The sequence below is a fragment of the Streptomyces sp. NPDC096013 genome, from assembly GCF_044763565.1.
Taxonomy (GTDB): Bacteria; Actinomycetota; Actinomycetes; order Streptomycetales; family Streptomycetaceae; genus Streptomyces.
In genome coordinates this window covers 1,422,468-1,447,478 of the sequence record NZ_JBIWGK010000001.1, presented here as the reverse complement: position 1 = coordinate 1,447,478, position 25,011 = coordinate 1,422,468, and the positions used below count along the sequence as shown (strand labels likewise).

At 72.5% G+C, this 25,011-nt stretch carries 18 protein-coding genes; 14 read left to right on the top strand and 4 right to left on the bottom strand.

All coding sequences use genetic code 11. The features are described from left to right. Positions 1 to 5: 5 nt before the first annotated feature. Both ACIRB1_RS06225 and ACIRB1_RS06220 read left to right on the top strand, forming a co-directional pair. A complete protein-coding gene (locus ACIRB1_RS06225) occupies positions 6 to 323 on the top strand; it encodes an antibiotic biosynthesis monooxygenase (protein WP_352177892.1) in 318 nt (105 codons plus the stop codon). A 174-nt stretch (positions 324 to 497) separates the two neighbouring features. Beyond that, entirely contained in the window at positions 498 to 1,457 is a 960-nt protein-coding gene (locus ACIRB1_RS06220) for an alpha/beta hydrolase (RefSeq protein ID WP_403464720.1), read from the top strand. Positions 1,458 to 1,783: 326 nt separating this feature from the next. Here ACIRB1_RS06220 and ACIRB1_RS06215 read toward each other — a convergent pair whose 3' ends face one another. Beyond that, complete coding sequence (locus tag ACIRB1_RS06215; RefSeq protein WP_352177890.1) at positions 1,784 to 2,821, bottom strand: thaumatin family protein; 1,038 nt, start codon at positions 2,819 to 2,821, stop codon at positions 1,784 to 1,786. Positions 2,822 to 3,001: 180 nt separating this feature from the next. Here ACIRB1_RS06215 and ACIRB1_RS06210 point away from each other — a divergent pair, with 180 nt between their 5' ends. After that, a complete protein-coding gene (locus tag ACIRB1_RS06210; RefSeq protein WP_352177889.1) occupies positions 3,002 to 4,894 on the top strand; it encodes a sigma-70 family RNA polymerase sigma factor in 1,893 nt (630 codons plus the stop codon). 202 nt (positions 4,895 to 5,096) lie between these two features. Further along, positions 5,097 to 5,657, top strand: a complete 561-nt coding sequence (locus ACIRB1_RS06205; protein WP_352177888.1) for a DUF3455 domain-containing protein — start codon at positions 5,097 to 5,099, stop codon at positions 5,655 to 5,657. Positions 5,658 to 5,818: 161 nt separating this feature from the next. On the opposite strand, the gene ACIRB1_RS06200 is transcribed toward ACIRB1_RS06205, so the two are convergent. After that, a complete protein-coding gene (locus ACIRB1_RS06200; RefSeq protein ID WP_352177887.1) occupies positions 5,819 to 7,963 on the bottom strand; it encodes an ATP-binding protein in 2,145 nt (714 codons plus the stop codon). Positions 7,964 to 8,239: 276 nt separating this feature from the next. Here ACIRB1_RS06200 and ACIRB1_RS06195 point away from each other — a divergent pair, with 276 nt between their 5' ends. After that, positions 8,240 to 9,502, top strand: a complete 1,263-nt coding sequence (locus tag ACIRB1_RS06195; protein ID WP_352177886.1) for an alpha/beta hydrolase-fold protein — start codon at positions 8,240 to 8,242, stop codon at positions 9,500 to 9,502. A 109-nt stretch (positions 9,503 to 9,611) separates the two neighbouring features. On the opposite strand, the gene ACIRB1_RS06190 is transcribed toward ACIRB1_RS06195, so the two are convergent. Then, positions 9,612 to 12,434, bottom strand: a complete 2,823-nt coding sequence (locus ACIRB1_RS06190; RefSeq protein WP_403464719.1) for a LuxR C-terminal-related transcriptional regulator — start codon at positions 12,432 to 12,434, stop codon at positions 9,612 to 9,614. Positions 12,435 to 12,653: 219 nt separating this feature from the next. Here ACIRB1_RS06190 and ACIRB1_RS06185 point away from each other — a divergent pair, with 219 nt between their 5' ends. From ACIRB1_RS06185 to ACIRB1_RS06175, 3 genes are all read left to right on the top strand, one after another. Next, entirely contained in the window at positions 12,654 to 13,322 is a 669-nt protein-coding gene (locus ACIRB1_RS06185) for a LuxR C-terminal-related transcriptional regulator (RefSeq protein WP_352177884.1), read from the top strand. 177 nt (positions 13,323 to 13,499) lie between these two features. Continuing rightward, positions 13,500 to 14,183 carry a DUF4255 domain-containing protein gene (locus tag ACIRB1_RS06180; protein ID WP_352177883.1) on the top strand — a complete coding sequence of 228 codons (684 nt, stop codon included), beginning with the start codon at positions 13,500 to 13,502 and terminating at the stop codon, positions 14,181 to 14,183. Between the two features lie 38 nt (positions 14,184 to 14,221). Continuing rightward, on the top strand, positions 14,222 to 16,240 hold the full coding sequence (locus tag ACIRB1_RS06175; protein ID WP_403464913.1) for an ATP-binding protein: 2,019 nt from the start codon (positions 14,222 to 14,224) through the stop codon (positions 16,238 to 16,240). Positions 16,241 to 16,253: 13 nt separating this feature from the next. Here ACIRB1_RS06175 and ACIRB1_RS06170 read toward each other — a convergent pair whose 3' ends face one another. Continuing rightward, positions 16,254 to 17,675, bottom strand: coding sequence for a hydrolase (locus tag ACIRB1_RS06170; RefSeq protein ID WP_403464718.1), 1,422 nt, complete (start codon positions 17,673 to 17,675; stop codon positions 16,254 to 16,256). Between the two features lie 261 nt (positions 17,676 to 17,936). Here ACIRB1_RS06170 and ACIRB1_RS06165 point away from each other — a divergent pair, with 261 nt between their 5' ends. The 6 genes from ACIRB1_RS06165 to ACIRB1_RS06140 all read left to right on the top strand — a co-directional run bounded on the left by ACIRB1_RS06165 (position 17,937) and on the right by ACIRB1_RS06140 (position 25,011). Further along, positions 17,937 to 19,529: a phage tail sheath subtilisin-like domain-containing protein gene (locus ACIRB1_RS06165; protein WP_352177881.1), complete on the top strand. Its 1,593-nt coding sequence runs from the start codon at positions 17,937 to 17,939 to the stop codon at positions 19,527 to 19,529. Positions 19,530 to 19,607: 78 nt separating this feature from the next. After that, positions 19,608 to 20,051: a phage tail protein gene (locus ACIRB1_RS06160; RefSeq protein WP_019063375.1), complete on the top strand. Its 444-nt coding sequence runs from the start codon at positions 19,608 to 19,610 to the stop codon at positions 20,049 to 20,051. Further along, positions 20,051 to 20,548: a hypothetical protein gene (locus ACIRB1_RS06155; protein WP_403464717.1), complete on the top strand. Its 498-nt coding sequence runs from the start codon at positions 20,051 to 20,053 to the stop codon at positions 20,546 to 20,548. Before ACIRB1_RS06160 ends, ACIRB1_RS06155 begins: the two co-directional genes overlap by 1 nt. Continuing rightward, entirely contained in the window at positions 20,545 to 20,703 is a 159-nt protein-coding gene (locus ACIRB1_RS06150; RefSeq protein WP_200716683.1) for a DUF6760 family protein, read from the top strand. Before ACIRB1_RS06155 ends, ACIRB1_RS06150 begins: the two co-directional genes overlap by 4 nt. Positions 20,704 to 23,748: 3,045 nt before the next feature. Then, a complete protein-coding gene (locus ACIRB1_RS06145; RefSeq protein ID WP_403464716.1) occupies positions 23,749 to 24,531 on the top strand; it encodes a hypothetical protein in 783 nt (260 codons plus the stop codon). A gap of 57 nt (positions 24,532 to 24,588) precedes the next feature. Next, positions 24,589 to 25,011: a phage tail protein gene (locus ACIRB1_RS06140; protein ID WP_266773623.1), complete on the top strand. Its 423-nt coding sequence runs from the start codon at positions 24,589 to 24,591 to the stop codon at positions 25,009 to 25,011.

Genomic DNA, 25,011 nt, shown 5'->3' with positions numbered 1-25,011 from the left:
AGATCATGCCTGTCGACTACGGATTCAACGCCACCCTGACCGCCAAGCCCGGCATGGGCACCCAGCTGGTCGACCTGCTGCTGACCGGCCTGGACGAGGGCAGCCCCGGCGCGAGCGAACACTGCGTCGTCTACCTCGTCTCCCGTTCCGCGTCCGACCCCGACGTCGTCCACGTCACCGAGGGCTGGACCAGCGAGGAGGACCACCACCGGATCTTCGCCGGCGAGGCGGCTCAGGCCATCGTGGCGCGGATCGGCGGGCTGCTGGCCAAGGAGTCCGAGTACACCGACTACGTCCCGGTCCTCGGCAAGGCCGCGTTCTGACCCCCGGCCGGCCGATCCGCCACCTGCCCGCCCGGCCAGACGCTCCGGCTCCGGCTCCGGCCCCGGCCTCGTCTTCGTCCCCGGCTTCGCCGTCTGTCGTCCTAGTCCTCTGTCGTCCTCCATCCGTCGCCTGCCCGCCCCCCGTCCGGCACCACACCACGAAAGGCCCACACCATGACCACGGCACGTCCCGCTCTGGACCCCGAACTGCGCGAGCTGCTGACCGACATGCCCCTCATGTCCCGGCTCACTCCGGAAATCCTCGCGCAGGTGCGACAACTCGCCACGGCTCCCGTCGACTCGCTCCTGGCCGGCCGGCAGATCGACCGGCGCGAGATCACCGTGCCGGGCGAGGACGGTGCCCAGATCCACCTGTCGGTCTTCAGCCCCGCGACCATCGACCGCACCACGACCGCCCCCTGCGTCTACTGGATCCACGGGGGCGGGATGGTCATGGGCGACCGTTTCTCGCAGCTCGACATCCCGCTGGAATGGCTCGACGAGTTCGGTGCGGTCGTGGTCTCCGTGGAGTACCGGCTCGCGCCGGAGGTCACCGGCACGACCCTCGTCGAGGACTCCTACCAAGGGCTGCTCTGGACCGCCGAGCACGCCGAGGAACTGGGCATCGACCCCGCCCGGATCATCGTCGCGGGTGCCAGTGCGGGCGGCGGCCTCGCTGCCGGCCTCACGCTCCTGGCCCGTGACCTTGGCGCCCCGGCGATCGCCGCGCAGATGCTGATCTGCCCCATGCTCGACCACCGCAACGCCACCATCTCCAGCCGCCAGTTCTCCGGCGTGCCCGGTGTCTGGACCGGCGAGATGAACGAGTTCGGCTGGCGAGCGGTCCTCGGCGACCTCACCGACGACGAGGTGCCCGCGTACGTCTCGCCGTCCCGCGCCGAGGACCTCTCGGGCCTGCCGGCCACCTATATCGACGCGGGCTCCGCCGAGGTCTTCCGCGACGAGGACACCGACTACGCCACGCGCATCTGGGCGGCCGGAGGGCAGGCCGAACTCCATGTCTGGGCAGGCGGGTTCCACGGCTTCGACGCCCTGTATCCGCGGGCGGACATCTCGACCGCGGCCCGCCGGACCCGCACCGACTGGCTCACCCGGCTCCTGCGCGACATCTGAGCGGGAGCGGGGCAGGGTCCCTGGCGGGCGGGGTCGACCGCTGATTCAGCCCCGGTCAGGGGCACCGCCCCGAAGGGCGCACCCCACAGCGGCACAAGGAGCGCGGCGACGGGCCGGTCAGGGCAGGGGCACCGTGCAGCAGGTCGGACGGTGCCCCGGGTTATCTGGCGGCAGCCTGCGGCGCCCAGGCCCCGGACGCCGCGCTCGCCTCGCTGGTCAGCGCCTTACGGACGGGATCTCGCCGCCCGCTACGCCCACGCGGCCCGCGGCACGGAACCGGAGACCACCCCCGAGCGGTGAACCGGGCCGAACCGTCGCACCGCGCGCTACGACCCCGTCGTCCCGAAGGTCACCCGGTAGTAGCAGGCGCCCTTGCACGGCATCGTCGCCCCGTCGTCGAAGGCGTACGCATAGGCGTAGGGCGCCGCCCGCTTGAAGACCTGGGTGTAGTCGACCGGCCACTTCGCGGGGACGCAGTGGTCGCGGCCCGCCCAGGCGCCACGACAGCAGTACGTGTCGCCCCCGAACGCCGCGCAGGGCGGCTCGCAGCCGACGACCTGGCCGCCCGAGGTCGCCCGCATCGCGGCGGGGCAGTCGACGTCCGAGGTGCAGACGCCCTTGTAGCAGCCCGAGGAACTGACCGGGTCGACGGTCGTGGTGTGCGAGATGTTGATGTACATCGGCAGGTTCGAACCGTCGACCATGCTCACGTCGTAGAAGTCCATCCCCGCGTACGCGTCGAACGTGAACTCCCCCAGTGTGGTGGGCGGGTTGGCGCCCTCGCACACGCTGGTGCAGTCGCCGGTCGCGCAGTGGCCCGCGGCCGTCGAGGTGCAGCCGGTGCGGCCCCAGATCCGGCCGCCCCAGTTGTTCGCCACGGTCACCGACACGCTCTGGCCCGGGGCGAGTCGGCGGCCCGCCGGGTAGAGGGCGGTGTCGGTGACGATCGCCCAGACCGTCTTCGGGGTGCGGTTGACGACCGTGATCAGGCGTTTGCCCGCGGGGGCCGTGGCGGGTTGCCGCGCCGGTGCGTCCGAGGCGGCGGCCGGCTTTCGGGTGCTCCGCTTCGACGCCGTGGCCTCGGGCGAGGGGGAGGCGGCGGCACTGCGGCCCGACGAGGGCGAGGACGAGGGCGAGGGTGAGAGGGACGGCGAGGGTGAGGTGCCGCGCGCAGCCGACGGGCGCGCGGCCGGGGCCGCGTCCTGGTGGGCCGTGGCGCGACTGCCCGCCGTCCCCGACGGAGTCCACGCGCCGTAGGCGATCAGTACGGTCGCCGCCGTCGCGAGGGCGGCGACCGCGGCGAACCACCAGCGGCGGCGCGGTCGTCGGGGTTCCGCGCCGTGTCTTCTGCGTCCTCGTGCCATCGTTCTCGCGCCTTCCTGAAGCTCTCCGGATGCGTGCTCGCGTATCGGTGACCTTCTCGGCGGCGGCTCGACAACATAAATTTCGAGCCGACCGGCCGATTTCTGTAGTCCTGGCGCGCGCCGGCGGTCTCCGAATCAGGGACACAGCACGGCCGGACCACACGCGGAGGAACGAACCAGATGCCCAAGAAGCCCAGGAGCGGACCCGATTCGGCTGTGGTGACGGCCGCGGGCGCGGGTGACCGGCAGGCCCTGGACCACCTGGTGACGCAGTGCCTGCCGCTGGTCTACAACATCGTCGGCCGGGCCCTGAACGGTCACGCCGATGTCGATGACGTCGTACAGGAGACGCTGTTGCGCATGGTGCGGGGACTGCCGAAGCTGCGGGATCCGGCCGCGTTCCGGTCGTGGCTGGTGGCCATCACCATCCGGCAGGTGCGCGACCGTGAGCAGATACGGGCCGCCGACCGCGACCGCAGGGCGCACCTGGAGGACGCGGAGGCGATCACCGACCCCGCGCTCGACTTCGCCGGACTGACCATCCTGCGGCTGGGGTTGACCGAGCAGCGCCGTGAGGTGGCCGAGGCCACGCGCTGGCTCGACCCCGACGACCGGGAACTGCTGTCCCTGTGGTGGCTGGAGGAGACCGGCGAGCTCGAACGCGCCGATCTCGCCGGTGCGTTGGGGCTCTCCGACCGGCACGCGTCCGTCCGCGTGCAGCGGATGAAGAAGCAGATGGAGGTCTCGCGGGTCGTGGTGCGGGCGCTGGCCGCCGCGCCGCGCTGTGCGGAGCTGGACGAGACGGCCGCCGCCTGGGACGGCACCCCAAGTGCCCTGTGGCGCAAGCGGTTTGCCCGTCACATCCGTGGCTGCGGGGTGTGCGAGGGGATGGACGAGGGCCTGCTCCCGATGGACCGGCTGCTGAGCGGGCTCCCGCTGGTGGCGGTGCCCGCGGGTCTCGATCCGGCCCGGGTGCTCAACGCCGTTACGGCGCACTGCGGTTCGGCCGCGCCCGCCGAGCACACGGCGACGCCCTCACGGTCCGCACGTCGCCGACACGGCCGCCGGTCCGGCCGTATCGGAAAGCAGGTCGTCGGTGGTTCGGCCGCGGTCGCCGTCGCCGTGGTGGCGGCCCTGGTCGCGCCCCGGCTGACGGGCGGCTCGTCTTCCACGGCGGCTGTCGCCCCGACCTCCGCGTCGCCCGCGCCCGTGGCGAGTGCCACCCCGAGCCCCACGCCCACCCCTTCGCTCTCGCCGAGCCCGTCCCCGACACCGAAGGCCAAGCCGAGTCCCTCGCCCTCGAAGCACACCGCCGCCGCCCCCGCGCACATCGCCTCGGGTGCCAAGAAGGGCGTCGGGGTGTGGTCGTTCGGCGGGGTGAGCCAGGCGCTGGCCGCGAGCGGGGCGAGCTGGTACTACACCTGGTCCACACAGCACTCCGGCGTCACCACACCGTCCTCGGGGTCGTTCGTGCCGATGATCTGGGGCGCGTCGTCCGTCACCGACTCCTCGCTCGCGCAGGCGCGGTCGTACGGGCCGTATCTGCTGGGGTTCAACGAACCGGACATGGCGCAGCAGTCGAACATGACGGTCGAGCAGGCGCTGGAGCTGTGGCCCAGACTCATGGCCGCGGGCAAGATCCTCGGCAGCCCGGCGGTCGCCTACGGCGGGGACACGGCGGGCGGCTGGCTCGACCGGTTCATGTCCGGGGCGCGGGCGAAGGGGTACCGGGTCGACTTCATCACGCTGCACTGGTACGGCGGCGACTTCCGCACCCCGCAGGCCGTCCAGCAGCTGACGTCGTACCTCGCCGCCGTGCACGAGCGCTATCACAAGCCGATCTGGCTCACCGAGTACGCGCTGATCGACTTCTCCCAGGGGACCCGCTTCCCGTCCGCGCAGCAGCAGGCCGACTTCGTCACCGCGTCCACCAAGGCGCTGGACGGGCTGCCCTATGTGCAGCGCTACGCGTGGTTCGGGCTGGGCGCGGACCCGTCGAAGCCGAGCAGCGGTCTGTTCACGGACGGTACGACGACCACGGCGGCCGGGCGGGCGTTCCAGTCGGCGGGCTGACCCACGCCCCCCGGGTGAGCAGTAGTGGTCAGAAGTCGATCAGAAGGTGGCAACCTGAGCGCGAGTAATCCGCCATACATTGCGACAGCGGGGCCGAAGATCATCCAGTCGCCCTGAAGGACGACCGGCAGGCCGACCGGAAGATCGCCTTGAAGTCCGGTTCCCCGCAACCCTGTTCGGACATTGCTCTGGAGACACACCGATGAAGATCGCCAAACGTCTCGTCCTCACCACCGCGGCCCTCACCGCCGTGACCGCCGGCACGCTCGTGAGCGCGACCGTCGGCCAGGCCGCCACCCCGCAGCCGCCCCTCCGCCTCGGCGTCACCGTGCCCGACGCGCTGAAGGTCCCCGACGGCAACCGGCTCACCGGCGTCTTCTCCGCCGCCGGCGTCCAGACCTACACCTGCGTCAACAGCGCCTGGACGCTGCTGGAGCCGGCCGCCACCCTGTGGGCCAAGCACGACCGCACCAAGCGTCCCGTCGCCCTGCACTCCCGCGGCCCGGTCTGGGTGTCCACCGTGGACGGCAGCGCGGTCAACGGCTCCGCGATCGCCAACTCGCCCAAGACGGGCACCATCCCCGAGCTGCTCCTGAAGGCCACCGCCACCCGCGGCACCGGCACCTTCGCCGGCGTCTCCTACGTCCAGCGCCTCGACACGAGCGGCGGCGTCGCGCCCACCACCGCCTGCACCGGCACCAGTTCGGACCAGGTCAGCGTGCGGTACACGGCCACGTACGCGTTCTACAAGCCCGCCGAGTAAGCAGGTCCGGCAGGCGGCGACGGCAGTGGCTCCCGATCGATCCGAGCTGTTCCAGGCGATCCCGAAGGGGCCACTGCCGTGTGATCCCGAGGAGACCACTGCCGTGTGATCCCGAAGGGACCACAGCCGTGCGCCCAACGCGCCCAACGCGCCCAACTCGTCTATGAAGGCTGACGGTTCGGCTCATGCTCCGTCCTGATCCGGCCGTGCACCTCCCACTCCCACACTGTCTCCCGCACCTCGTCCAGCGCCCGCGCCAGATGCCTGCGGTAGGTGCTGAACGCCAGGTTGAGCTTCCGCGCCACCGCGTCCTGCGTGGACGTCGAGTGGTACGTCAGCGTCAGCACGTCGTGCAGATGCCGGGTACGGGGATGGGAGTCGAGCCGATCCACGGCCTTGCCGATCAGCTCGCGCAGGGCGGCCACCGGGTCTCCCTCGCTGAGTTCCTCCACCAGCCGGCCGCGCAGCAGCGTGTTGTCGGTGAGCCCGCCGGGGTCGAGCCAGCCGCGCAGCGCCTCCCGGACGGCGGCGTCCGACTCCTCCCGGCTCAGCGGTGTCAGCCGGGTTGCGGGCTTCCCCGTCGCCACCGCCGGTGCCCCGCCGAGCAGACGCGCGTCGATGCCGTCGGCCCACTCGTCCACCCGCGACGCCCGCCAGTCGTGACAGAACAGGCCGTACCCGCGATCGGCGTGCACGGCCCGGCGGGGCGGCTGGAACATGCCCAGGTACGTCAACAGCGGCGCCCAGAACGTGGGTTCGGCGCTGACGAAGCAGGACCAGGCGCAGTGCTTGGCGCGCAGCACCTCGAAGACGATCCGGGTGCGCACCGCGTCCCACGACCGCGAGGGGCGGTGATGGTGCTCCGCGTGCACCATGAACCGCGCCACACCGAGGTGTTCGCCCTGGCGCGGGGGAGTCATCGCGGAGACCAGCTCCCACGCCTCCGCCACCACGGGGTCGGCCGCCCGGGTCTCCTCGTCGAGGCCGTCGATCCTCAACCAGGCCATGAAACCGGAGAGTTCGCCGGTGTCGCAGCGCCGGTGGACATGGAACGCCTCGGGCTGGCGTCCCAACCAGTAGGAGACCGTACGGGCGTTGTGCTCGCCCTCCACGCGCCGGGTCAGTTCGACGAGGGCGGGGGCGTCCTGGGGGCGCAGCGGCTGTTCGTGGACGGCGGGTTCGTCCCGGGCGCCCTGGAACTCCCTCAGCCACTGGGCCCTGGACACGATGTGGTTGAACTCCCGCGCCGCGCGCAGGGCTTCCTTCTCCGGCGCGTTGCGCACCCGCTCCACGAGGTGGCGGCGGATCGTGCGGTGCATGGCCTTGTAGCGTTCCGGGTCGCGCCAGCGGAAATCGCTGTCGAGGGCATCACGGACGACGTCGTAGGGGCAGACCCCGAAGGGGCCCGACCTCATGCACGACAACTGCCGCAGCCAGGCGAAGAGTTCGGTGGCGTCCTCGTCGGGGAGGGCCACGCGCAGCAACTCCTCGGTGGTGTCGGCGACATGGCCGGACACCTCCAGGGCCCGGCGGTGGGCGGGCGTGGGCGGTCGGCCGACCATATGGGTCAGCAGGCGGTCGACGACCGTGCGCAGCGGCGCCCAGAAGACCTCGTCCGTCGCGGTGTTGTCGTGGGTCGCGGCCTCCGCGACCAGGCGCAGGGCGAGGGGATGGCCCGCTGCGAACCGGAGCAGGGCCGCGTGCAGTGCCGGGTCCGCGCCCTGCGCGGTGAGCAGCGCCGCCGAGTCGGCGGGCCCCAACTCCCTCAGCGGTACGACCTGGAGGACCTCGCTCCACGCCAGGTCCGCCTTCCAGAGCGGGTCCGGTGGGTGCCGTCCGGCGACGACGACCAGCGCGCCCGCCGGTAACCGGGGCAGGAAGCGGTCACGTATCCACTCCTCCATGTCCCGGTAGCGCTCGAAGTCGTCGACGAGCAGGACAGCGTTGTCACGGACGAAGACCTCGGCGGTCGCCGCCTCGAAGGCCGACCGCGAGAGCGCGACCGTACGGGCGTCGACGCCGACGACGGGACGGCCCGCCGCACGCGCCTCCGCTCCGAAGCGTTCCAGCAGGGCGCTCTTGCCCATGCCGCCCGGGCCGTGCAGCACGATGACCATCGGGGCGCCGGGTTCACCGGCCAACGCCCTCCGGAACAGCGCGAGTTCCTCGTGCCTGCCGACGAAGTACTGCAACCGCGCGGACGCCAGCCGGTCCGCGAGGCGGCCGTTTCCGGCCGATCTGCCCTGCCCGTCCGCCGAGTTGGCGTACGCCGTGCCGGACCGCAGGGCGGAATCGTCCGCCGCCATGCCGTTCCCCTCCCCGGAGTCGACTCCTTCGGGCCGCTGCGAAACCTACCGGGTCGGACCGGACGGCGGGGCACGGCGCGACCTCGCGCATGAGCGACGGACGCCCCGGCCGACAGCGGGCGGGCAGCCGTAAACCTCGGATGAGGCCGTCCGTGGAAACCCGCGCGGACCCGCTTCTTTGTCCTATTCGTGCTCGTTGAGGAACGCAGAAGGGTCCGTAACCCTCCTTCTGTGTGAAGGAAACAGCACAGGCAAGGAAACCGGGGACTGAGTGGCATGGGTTTGACCAGCGAGACTACCGTTTATGTGGTGGCGGCCGTGGCTGCCGTCTGCGTGGTGCTGCTGGTCTGGGTGTGGCCGCGGCTCGCCAGTCCGGGCGTGCGGCATGTGCTCGGGCGGCTGGCAGCCATTGGGGTGACTCAGGTCACCATCATCGCGGCGTTCGCGTGCTGGCTGAACTCCTCGTACCAGTTCTTCGGATCGTGGGGCGAGCTGTTCGGCAACGTCGACACCGCCCCCGTCGGTGTGACCCAGGCCGCCGGCCACAACAGCGCCGGCACCGCCGCCGTCGCCGTGAAGGGTGCCCTGGTGCAGCCCGCCGGTGACGAGCAGCTGAGCCGGGTCAGCGGACTGCCGAGCGGCAATCCCGCGGTGAACGGCAAGGTCGAGTCCGTCAAGGTCATAGGGCGTCGCACGGGCGTGGTCGACCCGGCGTTCGTCTACCTCCCGCCCCAGTACTTCCAGAAGGCCTACGCCCGCCAGCGCTTCCCCGTCATCGTCGCGCTCAGCGGCTACCCGGGCAGCATCTTCAACCTCGCGCAGTACCTGCGGGTGTCGCAGACCGCCGGGCAGTTGCAGAAGAGCGGGCAGATGCAGCCGACCATCATGGTGATGATCCGGCCGACGATCGCCCCGCCCCGCGACACCGAGTGCGTGAACGTCCCCGGCGGACCGCAGACCGAGACCTTCCTCGCCAAGGATCTCCCGCAGGCCCTCAAGTCCGTCTACCGCGTGGGCCACGACGCCAGCGCCTGGGGCGTCATGGGCTACTCCTCCGGCGGTACCTGCGCCCTCCAGCTCACGATGCGCAACCCGCACGTGTACACGACGGCCGGGGCGCTCTCGCCCGACTACCGGATCAAGGACGACCCCACCACCGGCAACCTCTTCGGCAGCGGACTCGGCCGGGTGAACCGGGTCAACGGGCACGACCTGATGTGGCGGCTGAAGCACCTGCCCGTGCCCCAGGTCTCCGTCCTGGTCGCCGACAGCAAGCACGGCGAGCGCGGCTACCCGCAGACCGTCGCCTTCATCAAGGCCGTCAAGGCCCCCATGCGCGTCGCGTCGATCCTGCCCGAGTCCGGCAGCCACAACTTCCCCACCTGGGTACGGGAGATGCCCGCCACCCTCACATGGATGAACCAGCAACTCACCTTCCCTCAGGACGTCGTGCCCCGCCACGTCCTCAAGAAGGGCCACAGCACTGTTCGCGCTGAGGGCACCGAGCCCAAGCCGACCGCCAGTACGCGCAAGAAGTAGCCGACCGCCGGCCAGCGCGGGAAGCAGCCCACGGCCGCCTGCCACGCACACGACGTGGGAGGCGGCCGACGGTGTACGCCGGACACGGCCAACACCCACCGCGCGCCCGTCACTTCCCGCCCGCGCGCCCCAGCACCCCGGACAGCTCGCCCCGCCGGTGGATGCCCAACTTCCGGTAGGAACTGGTGAGATGGGTCTCCACCGTACGGCGCGCCAGATGCAGCAGATCCGCTATCTCGGTGTTCGTCCGCCCGTCGGCGGCCAGCTCCGCGATCCGCCGCTCACTGCTCGTGAGAGACCGCGACCCGGTCCGCGCCGAGGCTGTGCGCCGGGCTCCGCTCTCACCCAACGCCTCCTCGGCCAGGGCCCAATGGCGCGCCGCCCCCAGCCGCTCGGCCCGCTCGGCCGCCTCCCGCAGACAGGCCCTCGCCCGCCCCCGGTCCCCGACCGCGGTCAGCCCCCGCCCCTGCGCGATCAGCGCCGACACCAACTCGGCCTCCGTCCCCTGCGGCCCGTCCCGCAGCAGCCCTACGGCCTCTTCCGCCAGCTCCAGACCGCGCCTGCCGCCGGTCGCCTCGGCCAGGACACGCAGCGAACGGCCCACCGTGCGGGGCGTGTTCCACACCCGGGCCAGCCGCAGCTCCTCCTCCACCAGGGCGATGGCCTCCTGGGGGCGTCCCAGGGCGATACGGCATTCGGCGGCGGCCGTGCGCCACGGGGTGACGATCGGGCTGACCACCTCACGGGCCGACTGACGGCGCCCGCACTCCAGGAAGTCGTGCAGCGCGCCCGCGGTGTCGCCGACGGCGGCGCGCGCCACACCCCGCGCGTAGAGAAAACGGTTCAACTCCCAGGAATCGGGCGCCGACCGCAGATCGAGACCGTCCGCGAGCCGTACGGCGCGTGCCTCCTCGCCGGTCGCCACCAGTGAAAGCAGCACGTGGGCCTGGCGGTTGGAGGGCGCGGTGCGCGCCGGGTCCCGCGCCCACGGCTCCGCCAGCAGCCGCGCGTGCTCGCCACGGGCGGCCAGGATGTCGGCCCGTACGTTGGCCAGGGCCTCGTGCATCGGGTGCAGCAGGTCGGGCCGCTGACCCACCAGGCCGGACTCCACCAGCCGTTCCGCTTCGGGGAGTTCGTCGGCCCACTGGGCGACGGCGGCGGCCGTACCGATCAGGAACGGCTCGGTCTGCGGGTCGGCGGGCTGGGCGAGCAGCGCCCGCAGCCTTCTCATCGCCTCCGCCGCCGAGATCAGCCCGGCCGTGGCCTCGTGCCGTACGACCAGCGCGTGACCGGCCGTACCGATCAGTTCCGGCGCGTGCTCGGCGGCGTCGTACAGCCACTGGTACACCTCTTTGCGCACCGACGGGTCCTGCTCGGACAGCAGCACCGAGGCGGTCTGGAGCGTACGGATCAGCTGCGGACGGTCCGTCAACTCGTCCTCCACCGTGCGCAGTAAGTCGACGGCGGCCACGGTCCTGCCCCGGCCGGCCAGCGCCGTACCGAGTGCGACGGCCGCGCGCACCGTGTCCTGCGGCGCCCCGGGCAGCCGTAACGCCTCGCTCAGACGGGGGATGCCGGCCGAGGTCGCGTTCGCCCTGTACTCCAGGGAGCCCAGTTCGGTCAGCAGGCGCTGTCTGTGGGCGTCCGGCAGCGGCTCGCGCAGGGTGCGGCGGAGGAAGGCGGCGGCGTCGTCCGTGCGGCCCTCGCGCAGCGCGAGCGAGGCGGCCTCCTGGAGCGCGGCCGACGTCCAGGGCGCGCCCACCGGGTCGGACAGCAGTAACTGCCGGGCGACCGTGTCGGGTGAGACGCCGTGCCGGTGCATCGTCTCGGCCGCCGCGGCGTGCGCGGCCCGCCGCCTGGCCGCGGGTACCCCGGTGAGGACCGCGTCGCGCAGGAGGGGGTGCGCATAGCGCGGACGTCCGTCGAGGTCGGGGCGCAGCACCCCGAGCCCGGTCATCGCGGTGACCCAGCCGGCCACCCGCGCCGGGTCGGCACCCGTCAACTCGGCGATCAGCGATGTCAGTTCGTCGGAAGGGCAGACCACGTCGGGACCGGTGGCCCCGTTCGGCAGCTCCCCCGGAGCGTCCCCGTCCCAGCCCTCGTCCAGCGCGGCCAGGGCCCGCGCGACCTCACCCGTGCCAGGGCCCGCGCTCTCCAACCACCAGGACACGGCGGCCGGATACGCGCCCGGGTACAGCGCGGCCGACGTCGTCGGCACGGTCGGATGCCGGCCGGCACCGAGGTCGTCGAGCAGGGCCCGCAGCAACAGCGGATTTCCCGCGCCCGCCCGTACGCAGTCCTCGATCCAGGAGGCGGAGGCGTCCGCGTGCGCCGAACTCACCAGCTCGGCGGCCGAGTCCGCGGTCAGCGGGGCCAGGGTGAGGGTGCGGACGAGGGCGGGCGACAGGGTGTGGGTCAGGCCCGGGGCCGGGGGATCGACGTCGTACTGGCTGCGCTCCGTGGCGACCAGCAGAATCCGTAATCGGTCGAGGTTCCGGGCGGACTCGACCAGCCAGCGGTGCGAGGCCGGGTCCGCGAGATGGACGTCGTCCACCGCGATCAGCAGCGGCGCCCGGTCGGCGTACGAGTGCAGCACCCGGCGGAACAGCGCGGCACCCGCCCGGTCGTTCCCCGAGAACGCCGCGTCCCCGAACTCCGGCACCGGAGCCATCAGTTGCAGCACCGTCGCGTACGGCACCCCCTGGTCCCGCGGCGAACAGCGCGCCCGTAGCACCCGCATGCCGTGCGCCTGGGCGTCCGCCACGGCCGCCTCCAGCACCGTGGTCCGGCCCGTCCCGGTGGCCCCGCGCAGCAGCACGAGCCGGCCCGCACCCGCCCTGGCCCACGCCGCCTCCACCGCCAACGCCCGTGCCGCCTCCCGGTGTTCGGGCGGCAGCGCGGACACGGCGGCGTCCGACCTGGTCCCCGTCATCGTGGTCCCCCCTCGTCTCCGTCGTACCCGTCGTGCCGGTCGATCCCGCCGTTCCCGCCGCTCACTCCGCGTGGTCCCCCGTACGTCCGATCTCGTGGTGCTGCTCGTGGTGCTCCACGATTGCGCGCGCCCCGTCCGCCCCGTGAGGGTGAGGAGTACACGGCCGCCACCAGCGCGACTGGGACGGCACGTAGTTGGATGTGGATTCGGGAGAGAACGTTGCTCAGCTCATCGCGGCCCGTACATCCCGGTACGGCGGACCCCGCCGACCGGATACCGGTGGCGGTGCACGCCCCGGACCCGATCTCCCGCGAGGGAGCCCTCAGCCAACTGCGCAGATACCCGGAGATCGACCTCCGCGAGGAGAGCGACACCGGGCCCGGCAGAGTCGCCCTGTTCATCGCCGACACCCTCGACGAGGCCGCGCTCACCCGGCTGCGCCGACTGGTGCGCAGCGAGGGCGGGCGGGCCGTGCTCGTCGTCGGGGCGCTGCGCGAGGCCGAGTTGCTCGATGTGATCGAGTGCGGGGTCGGCGCCATCGTGTGGCGCGAGGAGGCGACCGCGCCGCGCCTGGTACAGGCCGTGGTCGCCGCCGCCCGCGGTGACGGCGACCTGCCCGCCGACCTCATCGGGCGCCTCGTCGAACAGGTGGGGACACTGCATCGCAGCGCGGCGGGCCGATCCGGAGTCCACGCCTCGGGGCTCGCGCCGCGTGAGGTGGACGTCCTGCGGCTGGTCGCCGAGGGGCTGGACACAGGAGAGATAGCCAGCAAGCTCTCCTATTCCGAACGCACCGTCAAAAACGTCATGCACGGACTGACCACACGCCTTCACCTGCGCAATAGGGCGCATGCCGTGGCGCATGCCCTTCGGGAAGGCTACATCTGACCGAACGGGCACTCGAAAGGGAACGCGCGGGCAGCGTGTCGTGCCCCCTTCGCGTCCCCAAGGTGCTTGCGGGGAACGGCGGTTCGGACGGCACGATCGGGGGACGGCCGACAGGGACGTACCGGGCCCCGACGCGTACCGCGGGGCACGACAGCACGGCAGGGCGGGAGTTCGGCGGTGATCCACGAGGTGGACGAGGTCCTCAAGGGCCTGATCGGCGGTGGCGCACTGGCCGGTTCGGGCATCGAGGTCTCCTTCGACGCCCCGACCCGCGACTGGGCGGCCCGCCGCAACACCCCCACGATCAACACCTACTTGTACGACATCCGGGAGGACGTGCACCGGCGCCAGCGCGGGCATCTCGCCGTGCGCGACGAGCGGGACGTGGTCGTCAAGCGCCGCCAGCCGCCGCGCTGGTTCCGGCTGTCGTACCTGGTGACGGCGTGGACGAAACGGACGCAGGACGAACACCGGCTGCTGTCGGCCGTGTTGGCGACCCTCATCCCGCGCGAGCTGCTCGCCCCCGCCGAACTTCCTGGCTCCCTCGGTCAGCTGGGCCTGACCGTGCCGATATCGGTGGCCGGCATCCAGACCGAGTCACGCTCCCTCGCGGAGATCTGGTCCGCCCTCGGCGGCGAACTCAAGCCGTCCCTCGACCTCGTGGTCACCGCGCCCTTCCCGGCCTACCCCGAGTACGACGCCGGGCCGCCCGTCACCGAGGGCGCCGCCGTCCGCCTCGGCGGCTTCGACGGCACCGAACCGGCCCCGGAGGAACGCGCCCACCGCCCGCGGCAGGTCGCGGCGGTACGGGAGTCGCGCGAGGTCGCCCGGCGCAAGAGGGCACCGGGGGCGTCGACATGAGAACCACCGACGATGTCGGGCAGGCCGGGGATGCCGTGATGACGATGACGGACGAGGCCAGGGATACCGCTGTCCTCGCCGCCGAGCCGGCGACCGATGCCCTCCTCGCCCGCCTCGGTCGGCTCCGTGACCGCGTCGCCCTGCTCGTCGACGGGCGGTCGGCCACCGACCCCACGGCCGGCGACCCGATGCGCGGCCTCTACCTGCCCGAAGAGGCGGTACGGCACCTGCTCCTGCGCCCGCCGGGGCCGTCCCTGCCCGCACCGGAGTCGGACCGCGGCCCGGCCGACCGGCTCGCCGCCCTCCGCCTGACCGACCTCGACACCGCCCTCCTCCTCGTCGCCCTCGCTCCCGACCTGGACCGCACCTTCGAGCCCCTCTACGGCTATCTCAACGACGACGTCAGCCGGCGCCGGGCCACCGTCGGACTCGCCCTGGACCTGTGCGGCGTACCGGCCCACCAGGCCGAGGGCAGGGCCCGGTTCCTGCCGACGGCCCCGCTGTCCGCGCTCGGCCTGATCACGGTGGAGGAACCCGAACGCCCCTTCCTCAGCCGCTCGTTGCGCGTGCCCGACCGCGTCGTGGCCCACCTCCTCGGCGACGACACCCCGGACGCGACCCTCACCGGCCACCTCCACCCGCTGCCGGTGCCGAGCGGGTCGTACGACGGACAAGAGGCAGGCGGAGACGACGAGTTCGCCGCTTTCGTGGACCGGCTGGGCGCGCTGCTCGGCGAGGGACCGCCCCGCACCGTCTATCTGAGGGAACGTCACGAAGGCGACGGGCTCGTGTGCGTGGCGGCCGGGCTGCACGCGGCGGGGGTGGACGCCGTGCGGTACTCCGGGCCCGTGGAGCGGGTGCCCGAGCTGCTGCGGGAGGCCCGGCTCACCGGACGCGCGGTCGTCGTGAGCGGGCTGGCCGAGCAACCCGGCCCGCTGGTGCGGGCGTTGACCGACGCAGTCGACGTCACCGTGCTCATCGCCGGTGCGCGGCCGTACGACCCGCAGTGGTGCGAGAGCGATCCGCTGATCCTGGAGGCGCCCCGGCAGCGCGCCGCGGCGGTGCGGGCCTGGACGGACGCCGTCGGCGAGCAGAGCGGCTTCGACGTACGGGCCACCATCGCGCCCTACCACCTCGGCGCCGACCGCATCGCCCGCGCCGCCCGCGCGGCCAGGGGACTCGCCCAGTTCGACGGGACCCCGCTGACCGCCGCCCATCTGCGGCTCGCCGCACGGCAGCAGTCGGCGTCGGGGCTCGAACAGCATGCCCGGCGCATCCGGCCCGCCGTCGACTGGACGGACCTCGTCCTGCCCGACCGTTCCCTCACCCAGCTGCACGAACTCGCCCTGCGTGCCCGGCATCGCGACCGCGTCCTCGGCGACTGGCGGCTCAGCGCGGGTGGCGGCCGGGGGCGTGGCGTGCTCGGTCTGTTCGCGGGGGAGTCCGGCACCGGCAAGACACTGTCGGCGGAGGTCGTCGCGGCCGAACTCGGCCTGGACCTCTATGTCGTTCAGCTGTCGTCGATCGTCGACAAGTACGTCGGCGAGACCGAGAAGAACCTCGAACGGATCTTCACGGAGGCCGACCGCACCGACGCCGTGCTCCTCTTCGACGAGGCCGACGCCGTCTTCGGCAAACGGTCCGAGGTCAAGGACTCCCACGACCGGTACGCCAACATGGAGAGTGCCTATCTGCTCCAACGGCTGGAGTCCTTCGACGGGATCGCGCTGCTCACCACCAACCTGCGCGCCAACATCGACGAGGCGTTCACCCGGCGCCTCGACCTGGTCGTCGACTTCCCGTTCCCCGACCCCGCCCAGCGGCTCGCCCTGTGGCGGCACGGCCTGACCCATGTGCCGAGCGCCCCCGGCCTCGAACTCACGCCGCTGGCCGACGAGTTCGAGCTGGCCGGGGGGTCCATCCGCAGCGCCGTGGTCACCGCCGCCTACCTCGCCGCCGGGCGCGGGGACACGGTAGGGGCGGCGGACCTCCTCGAAGGGGCCCGCCGCGAATACCGCAAGGCGGGGCGGCTGGTGCCGGGAGAGGGCACCTGGTAGCCGCCCCGGCGCGCTACACCGTGAACTTGACGGCCACCAGCCAGCGGGAGTTGTCGAGCGTGCCGCCGAAGATGTACTTCGGGCGAGCGTCCGCACACCCCTGACCGCCCCAGTCCCAACCGGTGTTGCGGGCCGTCTCGCAGACCTGGCCGCTGCCGATGTTGATGGCGAACCCCGTCATGTACGGGGCGTCGTCCTTCGTGCTGCCGACATAGTTGTCCTTCTGGTCGGCGATGATCGCCGACCACTGCGGTTCCCAGTGACCGTTGCCGTCGGTCGAGTCGGGGTTGTGGATGAAGGCGTTGGCGGCCGAGCCGAGGGCGCCCGACACCGCGATGTTCAGGGCCGTGATCTTCTTCGCGTCGTCGACCGTGCCGGTCGCGGCCCCGTCGCACACCGCGTCCGTCCAGCCGTCGCCCGCGATGAACGCGCGGTAGCAGATGTGCCGGCCCGCGTCCTTCGCGGCGAGCTTCCGCACCGCGGTCGCCGCCGTCGCCGGTTTGGGCTTGGGCTTGGCGGAAGCGCCCCCGCCCCCGCCCCCGCCGCCGCCCGCCGCGGCGGCCGTGGAGGTCTCGGCCGCGGGCTGGGGAGTGGGGGCCGTCGCTGCGGGCGGCGGCGGCACACTGGCCGTCGGGGAGGGAGCGGGCGCGAGCGTGCTGACGCCCGCGTCCTTGAGCTGCTCGGTGGCGGAGGTCCGCACCTGCGGCTTGTACGCGATCCACAGCATGAGGAACGTGACGGCGAGCGCGGTGAGAACACCGAGGAAGGTCGCCAGCCAGCGCGGCAGGAACCCGCGCTGGAGGTAAGTCCCCTCCACCGGAAGGGGGTTGGCGCCGGACCGCAGCACGTTGAGCGTGTACGGCCGCTGCTCCTTCGGCCCGAACCAGATGATCTTCCGCGGCTTCAGCGACGCCTTGACGAACGCGGCCCGGCCCGGCTCGATCTGCACATTGCCCGGATGGATGTCGTACGACAGCTGGTCGCCGTTGTCACTGCCGCTGATCGACGCCGTCAGCCTGGTGTTGCCGAGGTTGTCCACGGCGAGCTGGGGCCGGCCCCGGAAACGCCCCTTGACCGTCGGCGGCACCAGTTCCGCCCGCACCTCGGTGAACGGGGTGATGGTCAGATTGCCCTCGGGGACGGTGACCGCCTCCGGGTGCTCGGTCGGCGTGATGCGTACGGCGTACGGGTTCGGGCCCGCCGTCGCGTCCGGGGTGCGCGGCGGCGTGAACGTCAGGTCGACCGTCCCCGTGGTACCCGGATAGAGCCGCAGCGTCTGCGGCTCCACAGCGGTCCAGGGCGCGATGCTCCCGACCGGCTCGAAGCGGTACTCGTCCACGACGTCGCCGGTGTTGCGCAGCCGCAGCCGCACACGGGTACTGCCACCGGGATCGACGGTCGCGGACGCGGGCTCCAGGGAGGTCCACAGACTCATGGGCCGACGCTACGACAGACGGTGAGAGCGCGTCAGGAGCCACCGGGGCAACAGGAGTTGCCCAAAAGGGCCGCCCGCCAAACCCGCCCCTGCCCCTACGGCGTCGGTGTCCACCGCAGCGTGCCGCCCTCGTCACAGCACCGGACTGCCCCTGAGGGCAAGGAAGTTGCCCCAAGGCAGGCACTCGGGGACGTTTCGGCGGCCGGGTCGCGCGCGTGACGCTTGAGGGCATCCTGTCTCGTACCCCGAGGAGAGCAGAGCATGCCGTCCTACCTGTCGCCCGGCGTCTATGTCGAGGAGGTGGCCAGCGGCTCGCGCCCGATCGAGGGGGTGGGCACCTCGGTTGCGGCCTTCGTGGGTCTGGCCCCGACCGGTCCGCTGAACGAGCCGACCCTGGTGACCAACTGGACGCAGTACGTCGCTGCCTTCGGTGAGTTCACCGACGGGTACTACCTCGCGCACTCCGTCTACGGCTTCTTCAACAACGGCGGTTCCGCCGCCTACGTCGTCCGCGTCGGCGGCACCGGCGAAGGCACCGCCGGGGAGACCAAGTCCCCGTCCGCGGTGACCGGTTCGGCCCCGCCGGCCGCGTTGACCGCGGGCGAGCCGGCCCAGCTCGGCACGTTCGCCGTGACAGCCCTGGCGCCCGGAGACCTGAGCGTCGAGGTGACCGACGCCGAGGGCGAGGGGCCCGCCGAACGCTTCCGGCTCGTCGTCAAGGACGCCGGCAAGGACGTCGAGACCTTCGACGTGACCGCCAAGAAGGGCGGCCGCAACTACGTCGTCACCCAGGTCAAGGAACGCTCCAAGCTCATCGCCGTGGCCGAGACCGCGCCCGCCGCGCAGCTGGCCCGCCCGGAGAACCAGACGGTCGCCCTCACCGCGCCCGCCGCCGCCCAGGCCGCACCCGCCGTACCCGGCAAGGGAGATGACACCGCGTCACACCCCGGCCCGGCCACCTACCTCGGCGACTCCGCCGACCGCACCGGCTTCGGCGGCCTGGAGGCCGTCGACGAGATCTCCATGGTCGCGGTGCCCGACCTGATGGCCGCCTACCAGCGCGGCGCGATCGACCTGGAGGCCGTCAAGGCAGTCCAGTTGGGCCTGATCGCACACTGCGAGCTGATGGGCGACCGCGTCGCCGTCATCGACCCACCGCCCAGCCTGAACGCCCGTCAGATCCGGGTCTGGCGGCAGGAGACGGCCGGCTACGACTCCAAGTACGCGGCGCTGTACTACCCGTGGATCAAGACCTTCGACCCGTCCAGCGGACAGTCCCGGCTGATCCCGCCGAGCGGCCACATCGCCGGCGTCTGGGCCCGCAACGACTCCGAGCGCGGTGTGCACAAGGCGCCCGCCAACGAGGTCGTACGCGGCGCGGTCGACCTGGAGAACCAGATCACCCGCGGCGAGCAGGACCTGCTCAACCCGATCGGCGTCAACTGCATCCGCGCCTTCCCGGGCCGCGGCATCCGCGTCTGGGGCGCCCGCACCATGTCCTCCGACCCGGCCTGGCGCTACCTCAACATCCGCCGGTACTTCAACTACCTGGAGGAGTCGATCCTGATCGGCACCCAGTGGGTGGTGTTCGAGCCGAACGACCACGCCCTGTGGGCGCGCATCCGGCGCAACATCTCGGCCTTCCTGGTCAACGAGTGGCGCAGCGGTGCCCTGTTCGGCCAGCGGCCGGAGGAGGCGTTCTACGTCAAGTGCGACGAGGAGACCAACCCGCCGGAGTCGGTCGACGTCGGCCGGGTCGTCTGCGAGATCGGCATCGCGCCGGTCAAGCCGGCCGAGTTCGTGATCTTCCGGCTGGCGCAGTTCTCCAGCGGCAGCGGGGAGTTGGAGGAGTAGACGGGCCCGAGCCCGTCGCGGCTCCCGGTCGTCATCTCCCCAGGTCGTCATCAACACCCTTAGAAGGACAGCGAATTCATGAGTCTCCAGCCGGGTGACGCCCTCACCTCACACAATTTCGGCCTGCAGATCGACGGCGTGATGGTCGAGTACCTCGCGGAGGTCAGCGGCCTCAGCATCGAGCAGGACGTCATCACGTACCAGCAGAACACCCCCAACGGCCAGAACGTGGTCAAGAACCTGCCGGGCGTGAAGAAGAACGGCACCTGCACGGTCATCCGCGGCATGACCCAGTCCGCCTCGTTCACCCAGTGGATCAACGAGTCGATCTCCGGTCAGATGACCACCGCGCGCAAGAACGCGTCGATCATCATGATGGACTTCCAGAACAACCCGGTGAAGCGCTACCACCTGCGCAACGCCTGGTGCAGCAAGATCGACGCGAGCACGGTGAAGGCCGGCGAGGCAGCCGCCCTCACCGAGTCCGTGACCATCGTGTTCGAAGAACTGGTCATCGAATAATGCGCCGTTCGGGGGCTGCGGCGGCGGTGGCGCCGGGTGCGCGCGCGGAGACGGCGACCGAGGCGGGGGCCGGTCCGGTGCCGGCTCCGGCCGCCGCCACGGCGCCCGCTCCGGCCGTACGGCAGACGCTGCGGACCGAGTTCCCCTTCCAGCTGCCGCGCGGCTATGTCGACGAATCCGGAACGGTCCACCAGGACGGCGTGATGCGACTGGCCACCGCACGCGACGAGTTGGTGCCGCTGCGGGACGTCCGCGTGCAGGAGAACCCGGCGTATCTGTCGGTGGTACTGCTCGGCCGGGTGATCACCCGGCTGGGCACCGTCCCCATGGTCCACGACGGGATCGTGGAGAACATGTTCGCCTCCGACCTCGCCTTCCTCCAGGACTTCTACCGCCAGATCAACGCGGAAGGCCACACCCGCGCGGCAGTTCAGTGCCCGCACTGCGCGGAGTCCTTCGAAGTGGAGCTCGGCGGGAGCCGCCTGGGGGAATCGTGACGTACGCGACCGACCGGCTGCACGAGGAGATCGCGTACGTCGCCTACCACTTCCACTGGAGCCTGGAGGACATCCTGGACCTCGAACACCACGACCGCCGCCGCTACACGGGCGAGATCGCGTCCCTGGTCACACGGGCCGGGGCGGAGGGCTGAGACGTGGGGTTCTTGGACCGGTTGCGGGGGAGGGGAGAAGGGCCGGGCGATGGGGCCGTCACCGGTGCGGGCGCCGACTCCGGCATCGGCACCGATTCCGATTCCGAGTCCGGCTCCGGGTCCGGGTCCGGGTCCGGGTCCGCCCGTGGTACGGGAGTTGGTGCGGTTCAGTCTCAGGGACCTATGGGTTCTACGGGTTCCAGCGGGCCCGCGGTGGCGGTGGCCGCCTGGCCGGGGCTGCCGCCGATTCAGCGTGCCTCCGCCGCAGGGGGCACCGGGGTTGCCGATGCCGGGTTCGGTGGACGGCTGCCCACGTGGCAGAACCCGTCCTTCACGGGGGCGGGGTTCCGCTCGGTGCTGGACGCGGAGCGGAGTGCCGGCATCGGGGGTTCGGCCGTGTCGTCGTCGGCGGCCCCGGCGCGCGCGGTATCGAGTCTTGGCCGACCAACGGGTGAACTGCCTGTGGTCGGAAAGGCGTTGGCTCCACAGCAGGGGCCGGTTGTGCCGTTGCGGGCGAGCGGTAGTGCGGGCCCGGGGCCGAGTCCGGTTGCGGGGCGCGGTAGTTCCGGGTCCGTGGTGCAGCGGGCGGTGCGTCCCGCGGCTGATGCAGCCGGTGCGGTGGGTCCGGTCTCCGGAATTCGGGTGAGTCCGGTGTCCTCGGAGTCGCCTCGGTCGGGGTCGGGGTCGTTGACTCGGTCGGGTCCGGGTGTTCTCGGAGTGCAGCGGCGGCTGGTCGCCCGGCCCAACTCCGGTGCGGTGGAGGGTGATTCGGGGCGCGGTTCGGGTGGCGGCGAGGGTGGCGGCTCCACGGTCGCGCCAACTGACGGGAACCGTGGGGGAGGTGGCCCGGACGGGGCCGGTGGGGGCGCTTCTGCCGTGCTTACGCCCGTTGCCCCTGTGGGTGTTCCGCCGACGGGCGACACTCGCGGCTCCGCGGGGACTCCGGGTGCCGCGCCGGTCGTGCAACGGCGATCGACGACCGACACGGGGCGAGCGCAGTCACCCTCGGCTCAGCCGACGACACAGGACGCCGTGCCGAAGTCGCCCTCGGCGCACGGTAGTTATGGACTCGCCGTGCCCGGCGTGCCGGTGCCGGAGAGCCGTCCTGGCACGCGTGGCGGCGAGGTTCCCGTCTCCGCCAACAGGACGGCCGGCGTGCAGCGGGCGACCGCCACGCCGTCCCGGCCGAACTCCGCGCAGCCGTCGGCCGAGTCACCAGCGCCGGTGCCGGAGAGTCGCCCTGGCACGCGTGGCGGCGAGGTTCCCGTCTCAGGGAACAGGATGGCCGACGTACAGCGGGCGACCGCCACGCCCTCCCGACCGAACTCCCCACAGTCGTCGGCCGAGTCACCGTCCACCGGGACCCCCGTCCCCACGCGGCCCACGGCACCCGGCACCTCCCGTGAGGGCAGCACCGGCCAGCCGCGGCCCGCCGTACCGGCCCTCCGTGACCGCACCGCCGACTCCGGGAACGGCCCAACCCCTGCTTCTACGCCCCCTCCCGCACCCCAGGTCCAACGCAGCCCCGCCCGCCGCCCGCCTCGCGTACCTCTGGGCGCCCCGCTCGCCGCCCGCCCGGGTGAGACGCGCCAGACCTCCACGCCGGTGTCCTCGGCGCAGGTCGGGACGCCCAACGCCCCCTCCCCGCACGGTGATTCGCTCCCGGCTCCGGCAGCGGGCCCGTCGACACCCGCCCCGCCCGCGCCACCACAGGCTCCCGGCTCTCCGGCTCCGGCGACGACACCCCCAGCCCGACGCCGTTCACCTCTCGGGGCTCCGGTCACCGCGATGCCCGCGGACGCGAGGCCCATCGCCGGTGCCTCGGTCCCGCCGGGCAGTACTGGGCACCGTACGGAAACGGGTTCGAGCCCGGTCTCAGGCCAGGCACCGCCGACGATCCAACGGAGCACGGCCCGCACGGCGTCTTCCGGGACCCCGCGCGTCTCCCCGGCACCACCGCAGTCGCCGGCCGCGCCGTCAGCAGCCCCGCACTCGCCGGCCCAGTACCCCACTACCGCGCAGCCGCTGCCCGCTCACCCGACCGACGAGCCCTTGCCTGCCGCCTCGCCGGCGCCGGCGACGGTGCAACGGTCCGCTGCGACCCCGGCCACGGTCAAGTCGTCGGCCACGTATCCGACCACCGAGCACCCGCCTGCCGTACCCCTTGCCCCGGTGCAACGGTCTGCCGCGCGACCACCCGCCGTGCACCCGACTGACGAGCACCGGACTGCCGCGTCTTCGGCCACGGCGGAAGGGTCCACGGCTCCTCCGTCCGCCGCGCACCCACCTGTACCTGTCACGTACTCGTCCGCCGCGCCCTCGGCCACAGCGGAACGATCCGGCGCCCACCCGACCACGGTCCAGCCATCGGCCACACATCCGACCACCGAGCACCCGGTCACGGTGGAGCGGTCCGCCGCGCGCCCAGCCACTGTCGAGCCGCCCGCCGCGCACCTGCCTGCCGCGTCGCCGACTGCGGTGCAACGGTCTGCCGTGCGCCCGAGCACGGTCCGGTCACCGGCCGCGCGTCCGGCTGCCGAGCACCCGGCTGCCGCGTCCCCGGCTTCGGTGCAACGGTCGGCGGCTCGCCCGAGCACGGTCCAGTCACCGGCCGTGCAATCGACCGCCGAGCCCCTGCCTGCGGTGCCCCCGGCCACGGTGGAGCGGTCCCACTCTCGTCCGGCCACTGTCGAGCCGCCTGCCGCGCCCCCGGCCGCCGCGTCGTCAACTGCGGTGCAACGGTCAGCCCTGCCCTCGACGGCAGCGCAACCGCCTGCCACCTACCCGACCACCGCGCACCCGCCCGCCGGGCCTCCGGCCCCGGTGGAACGGTCCACCGCGCCCTCAGCCACGGTGCGGCTGCCTGCCGCACCCCCGTCCGGCGAGCACCGCCCCGCCGTACCCCTGGCGACGGTCCAGCGGTCCCCGGCCTCCCCAACCGCCGTGCGCCCGACCGCCGTTCACCCGGCGAGCGCGCAGGCACCCGCCCCGTACCCGACCACCACGCACCCACCAGCCGCGCCCCGAGCCACCACAAGCCCGGCCATGCCGACAGCGCCGGCCACCTCCGCCACCCCGACCACGCCCGCGTCCCCGTTCATGACGCCCCCGGCAGCCATGACTCCCGGCGGAGCCACGCCCCCGCCTCTCTCCACCGCGCCCTCGCCCCTCGCGTCGCAGCTCACCATGACCGCACCCGCGATGTCCCCGCGCCCCACCCCACCCCGAGCACAACCCCTCACCACCCGGTCGCCCTTCACCTCCGTACAACGTCATCCCCGCACGGCCGCCCAGGGCCCCACGGCCCACACCACCCCCGGCACGCACGCGATCCCCGCAGCACCCGCCACCCCCAGCACCCCCGCAGTCCCCCTGACCCTCCCCACCGTCCAGCGCAGCGCCTACCCCGCCACCACCCCCCTCCCCACCGTCCAGCGCACCCCCGCCTCCACCGCCCTCTCCACTCCCACCCCCCTGAACCACCCCCACCCCACCCTCGCCAAATCCCCGGCCGCCTCCCCGCCCTCCACGGTCGCCGCCCCCGCCACCCGTCCGTCCACCCCACCCCCGCCGTACACCCCGCCCACCTCCACCCCACCCCCAGACCCCCCGCCCCCCTACTCCCCGCCGAGCGCCTCCGCCTCCGGCTCCCCGCCCCCGCCCGCCTACGAGGCCATCCCCGCAGGCCAGTTCGACCCCCGTGACCTCACCGACTTCCAGCTCGACGAACTCGTGCACCGGATCATCGGCCGTATCACCCGCCTGATCCGCACGGAACTGCGCCTGGACCGCGAACGGATCGGCAAGCTCCGCGACCCCCGCCACTGACCGGACCCACCGCATCCCCTCCGTCCCGCCGCGCAACGAGAGAAAGGCCCACCCCCGATGTCCCGCCTCGACCCGGGCTCCACCATCTGGTTCACCCTCAGCATCGACGGCGAGAGCCTCGGCTACTTCAACGGGTGCGACGGGCTGTCGTCGACGGTGGAGGTCGAGCACCGGCAGGAGGGCGGCAACAACGGTTTCGTCTGGCAACTCCCCACCCGTGTCACCTTCTCCACCATCCGGCTGACCCGCCCGCTCACCCCGGACACCGCGAAGGTCGCCAAGTGGATCTCCTCCGTGCAGACCGGGATCAGACGGCCCACCGGGCAGATCGCGGCACTGCGCGCGGACGGTTCCGAGGTCGCGCACTGGGGGCTGATCGACGTGCTGCCGGTGAGCTGGCAGGGGCCCTCGCTCGACCCGTCGGGACCGGCGGTCGCCACGGAGGTCCTGGAGATCGCGCACCACGGATTCACGGACTGA

Coding starts and splice junctions, on each gene's coding strand:
- ACIRB1_RS06225 (WP_352177892.1), top strand. CDS start 6: ATGCCTGTCGACTACGGATTCAACGCCACCCTGACCGCCAAGCCCGGC.
- ACIRB1_RS06220 (WP_403464720.1), top strand. CDS start 498: ATGACCACGGCACGTCCCGCTCTGGACCCCGAACTGCGCGAGCTGCTG.
- ACIRB1_RS06215 (WP_352177890.1), bottom strand. CDS start 2,821: ATGGCACGAGGACGCAGAAGACACGGCGCGGAACCCCGACGACCGCGC.
- ACIRB1_RS06210 (WP_352177889.1), top strand. CDS start 3,002: ATGCCCAAGAAGCCCAGGAGCGGACCCGATTCGGCTGTGGTGACGGCC.
- ACIRB1_RS06205 (WP_352177888.1), top strand. CDS start 5,097: ATGAAGATCGCCAAACGTCTCGTCCTCACCACCGCGGCCCTCACCGCC.
- ACIRB1_RS06200 (WP_352177887.1), bottom strand. CDS start 7,963: ATGGCGGCGGACGATTCCGCCCTGCGGTCCGGCACGGCGTACGCCAAC.
- ACIRB1_RS06195 (WP_352177886.1), top strand. CDS start 8,240: ATGGGTTTGACCAGCGAGACTACCGTTTATGTGGTGGCGGCCGTGGCT.
- ACIRB1_RS06190 (WP_403464719.1), bottom strand. CDS start 12,434: ATGACGGGGACCAGGTCGGACGCCGCCGTGTCCGCGCTGCCGCCCGAA.
- ACIRB1_RS06175 (WP_403464913.1), top strand. CDS start 14,222: ATGACGATGACGGACGAGGCCAGGGATACCGCTGTCCTCGCCGCCGAG.
- ACIRB1_RS06170 (WP_403464718.1), bottom strand. CDS start 17,675: ATGAGTCTGTGGACCTCCCTGGAGCCCGCGTCCGCGACCGTCGATCCC.
- ACIRB1_RS06165 (WP_352177881.1), top strand. CDS start 17,937: ATGCCGTCCTACCTGTCGCCCGGCGTCTATGTCGAGGAGGTGGCCAGC.
- ACIRB1_RS06160 (WP_019063375.1), top strand. CDS start 19,608: ATGAGTCTCCAGCCGGGTGACGCCCTCACCTCACACAATTTCGGCCTG.
- ACIRB1_RS06155 (WP_403464717.1), top strand. CDS start 20,051: ATGCGCCGTTCGGGGGCTGCGGCGGCGGTGGCGCCGGGTGCGCGCGCG.
- ACIRB1_RS06145 (WP_403464716.1), top strand. CDS start 23,749: ATGCCGACAGCGCCGGCCACCTCCGCCACCCCGACCACGCCCGCGTCC.
- ACIRB1_RS06140 (WP_266773623.1), top strand. CDS start 24,589: ATGTCCCGCCTCGACCCGGGCTCCACCATCTGGTTCACCCTCAGCATC.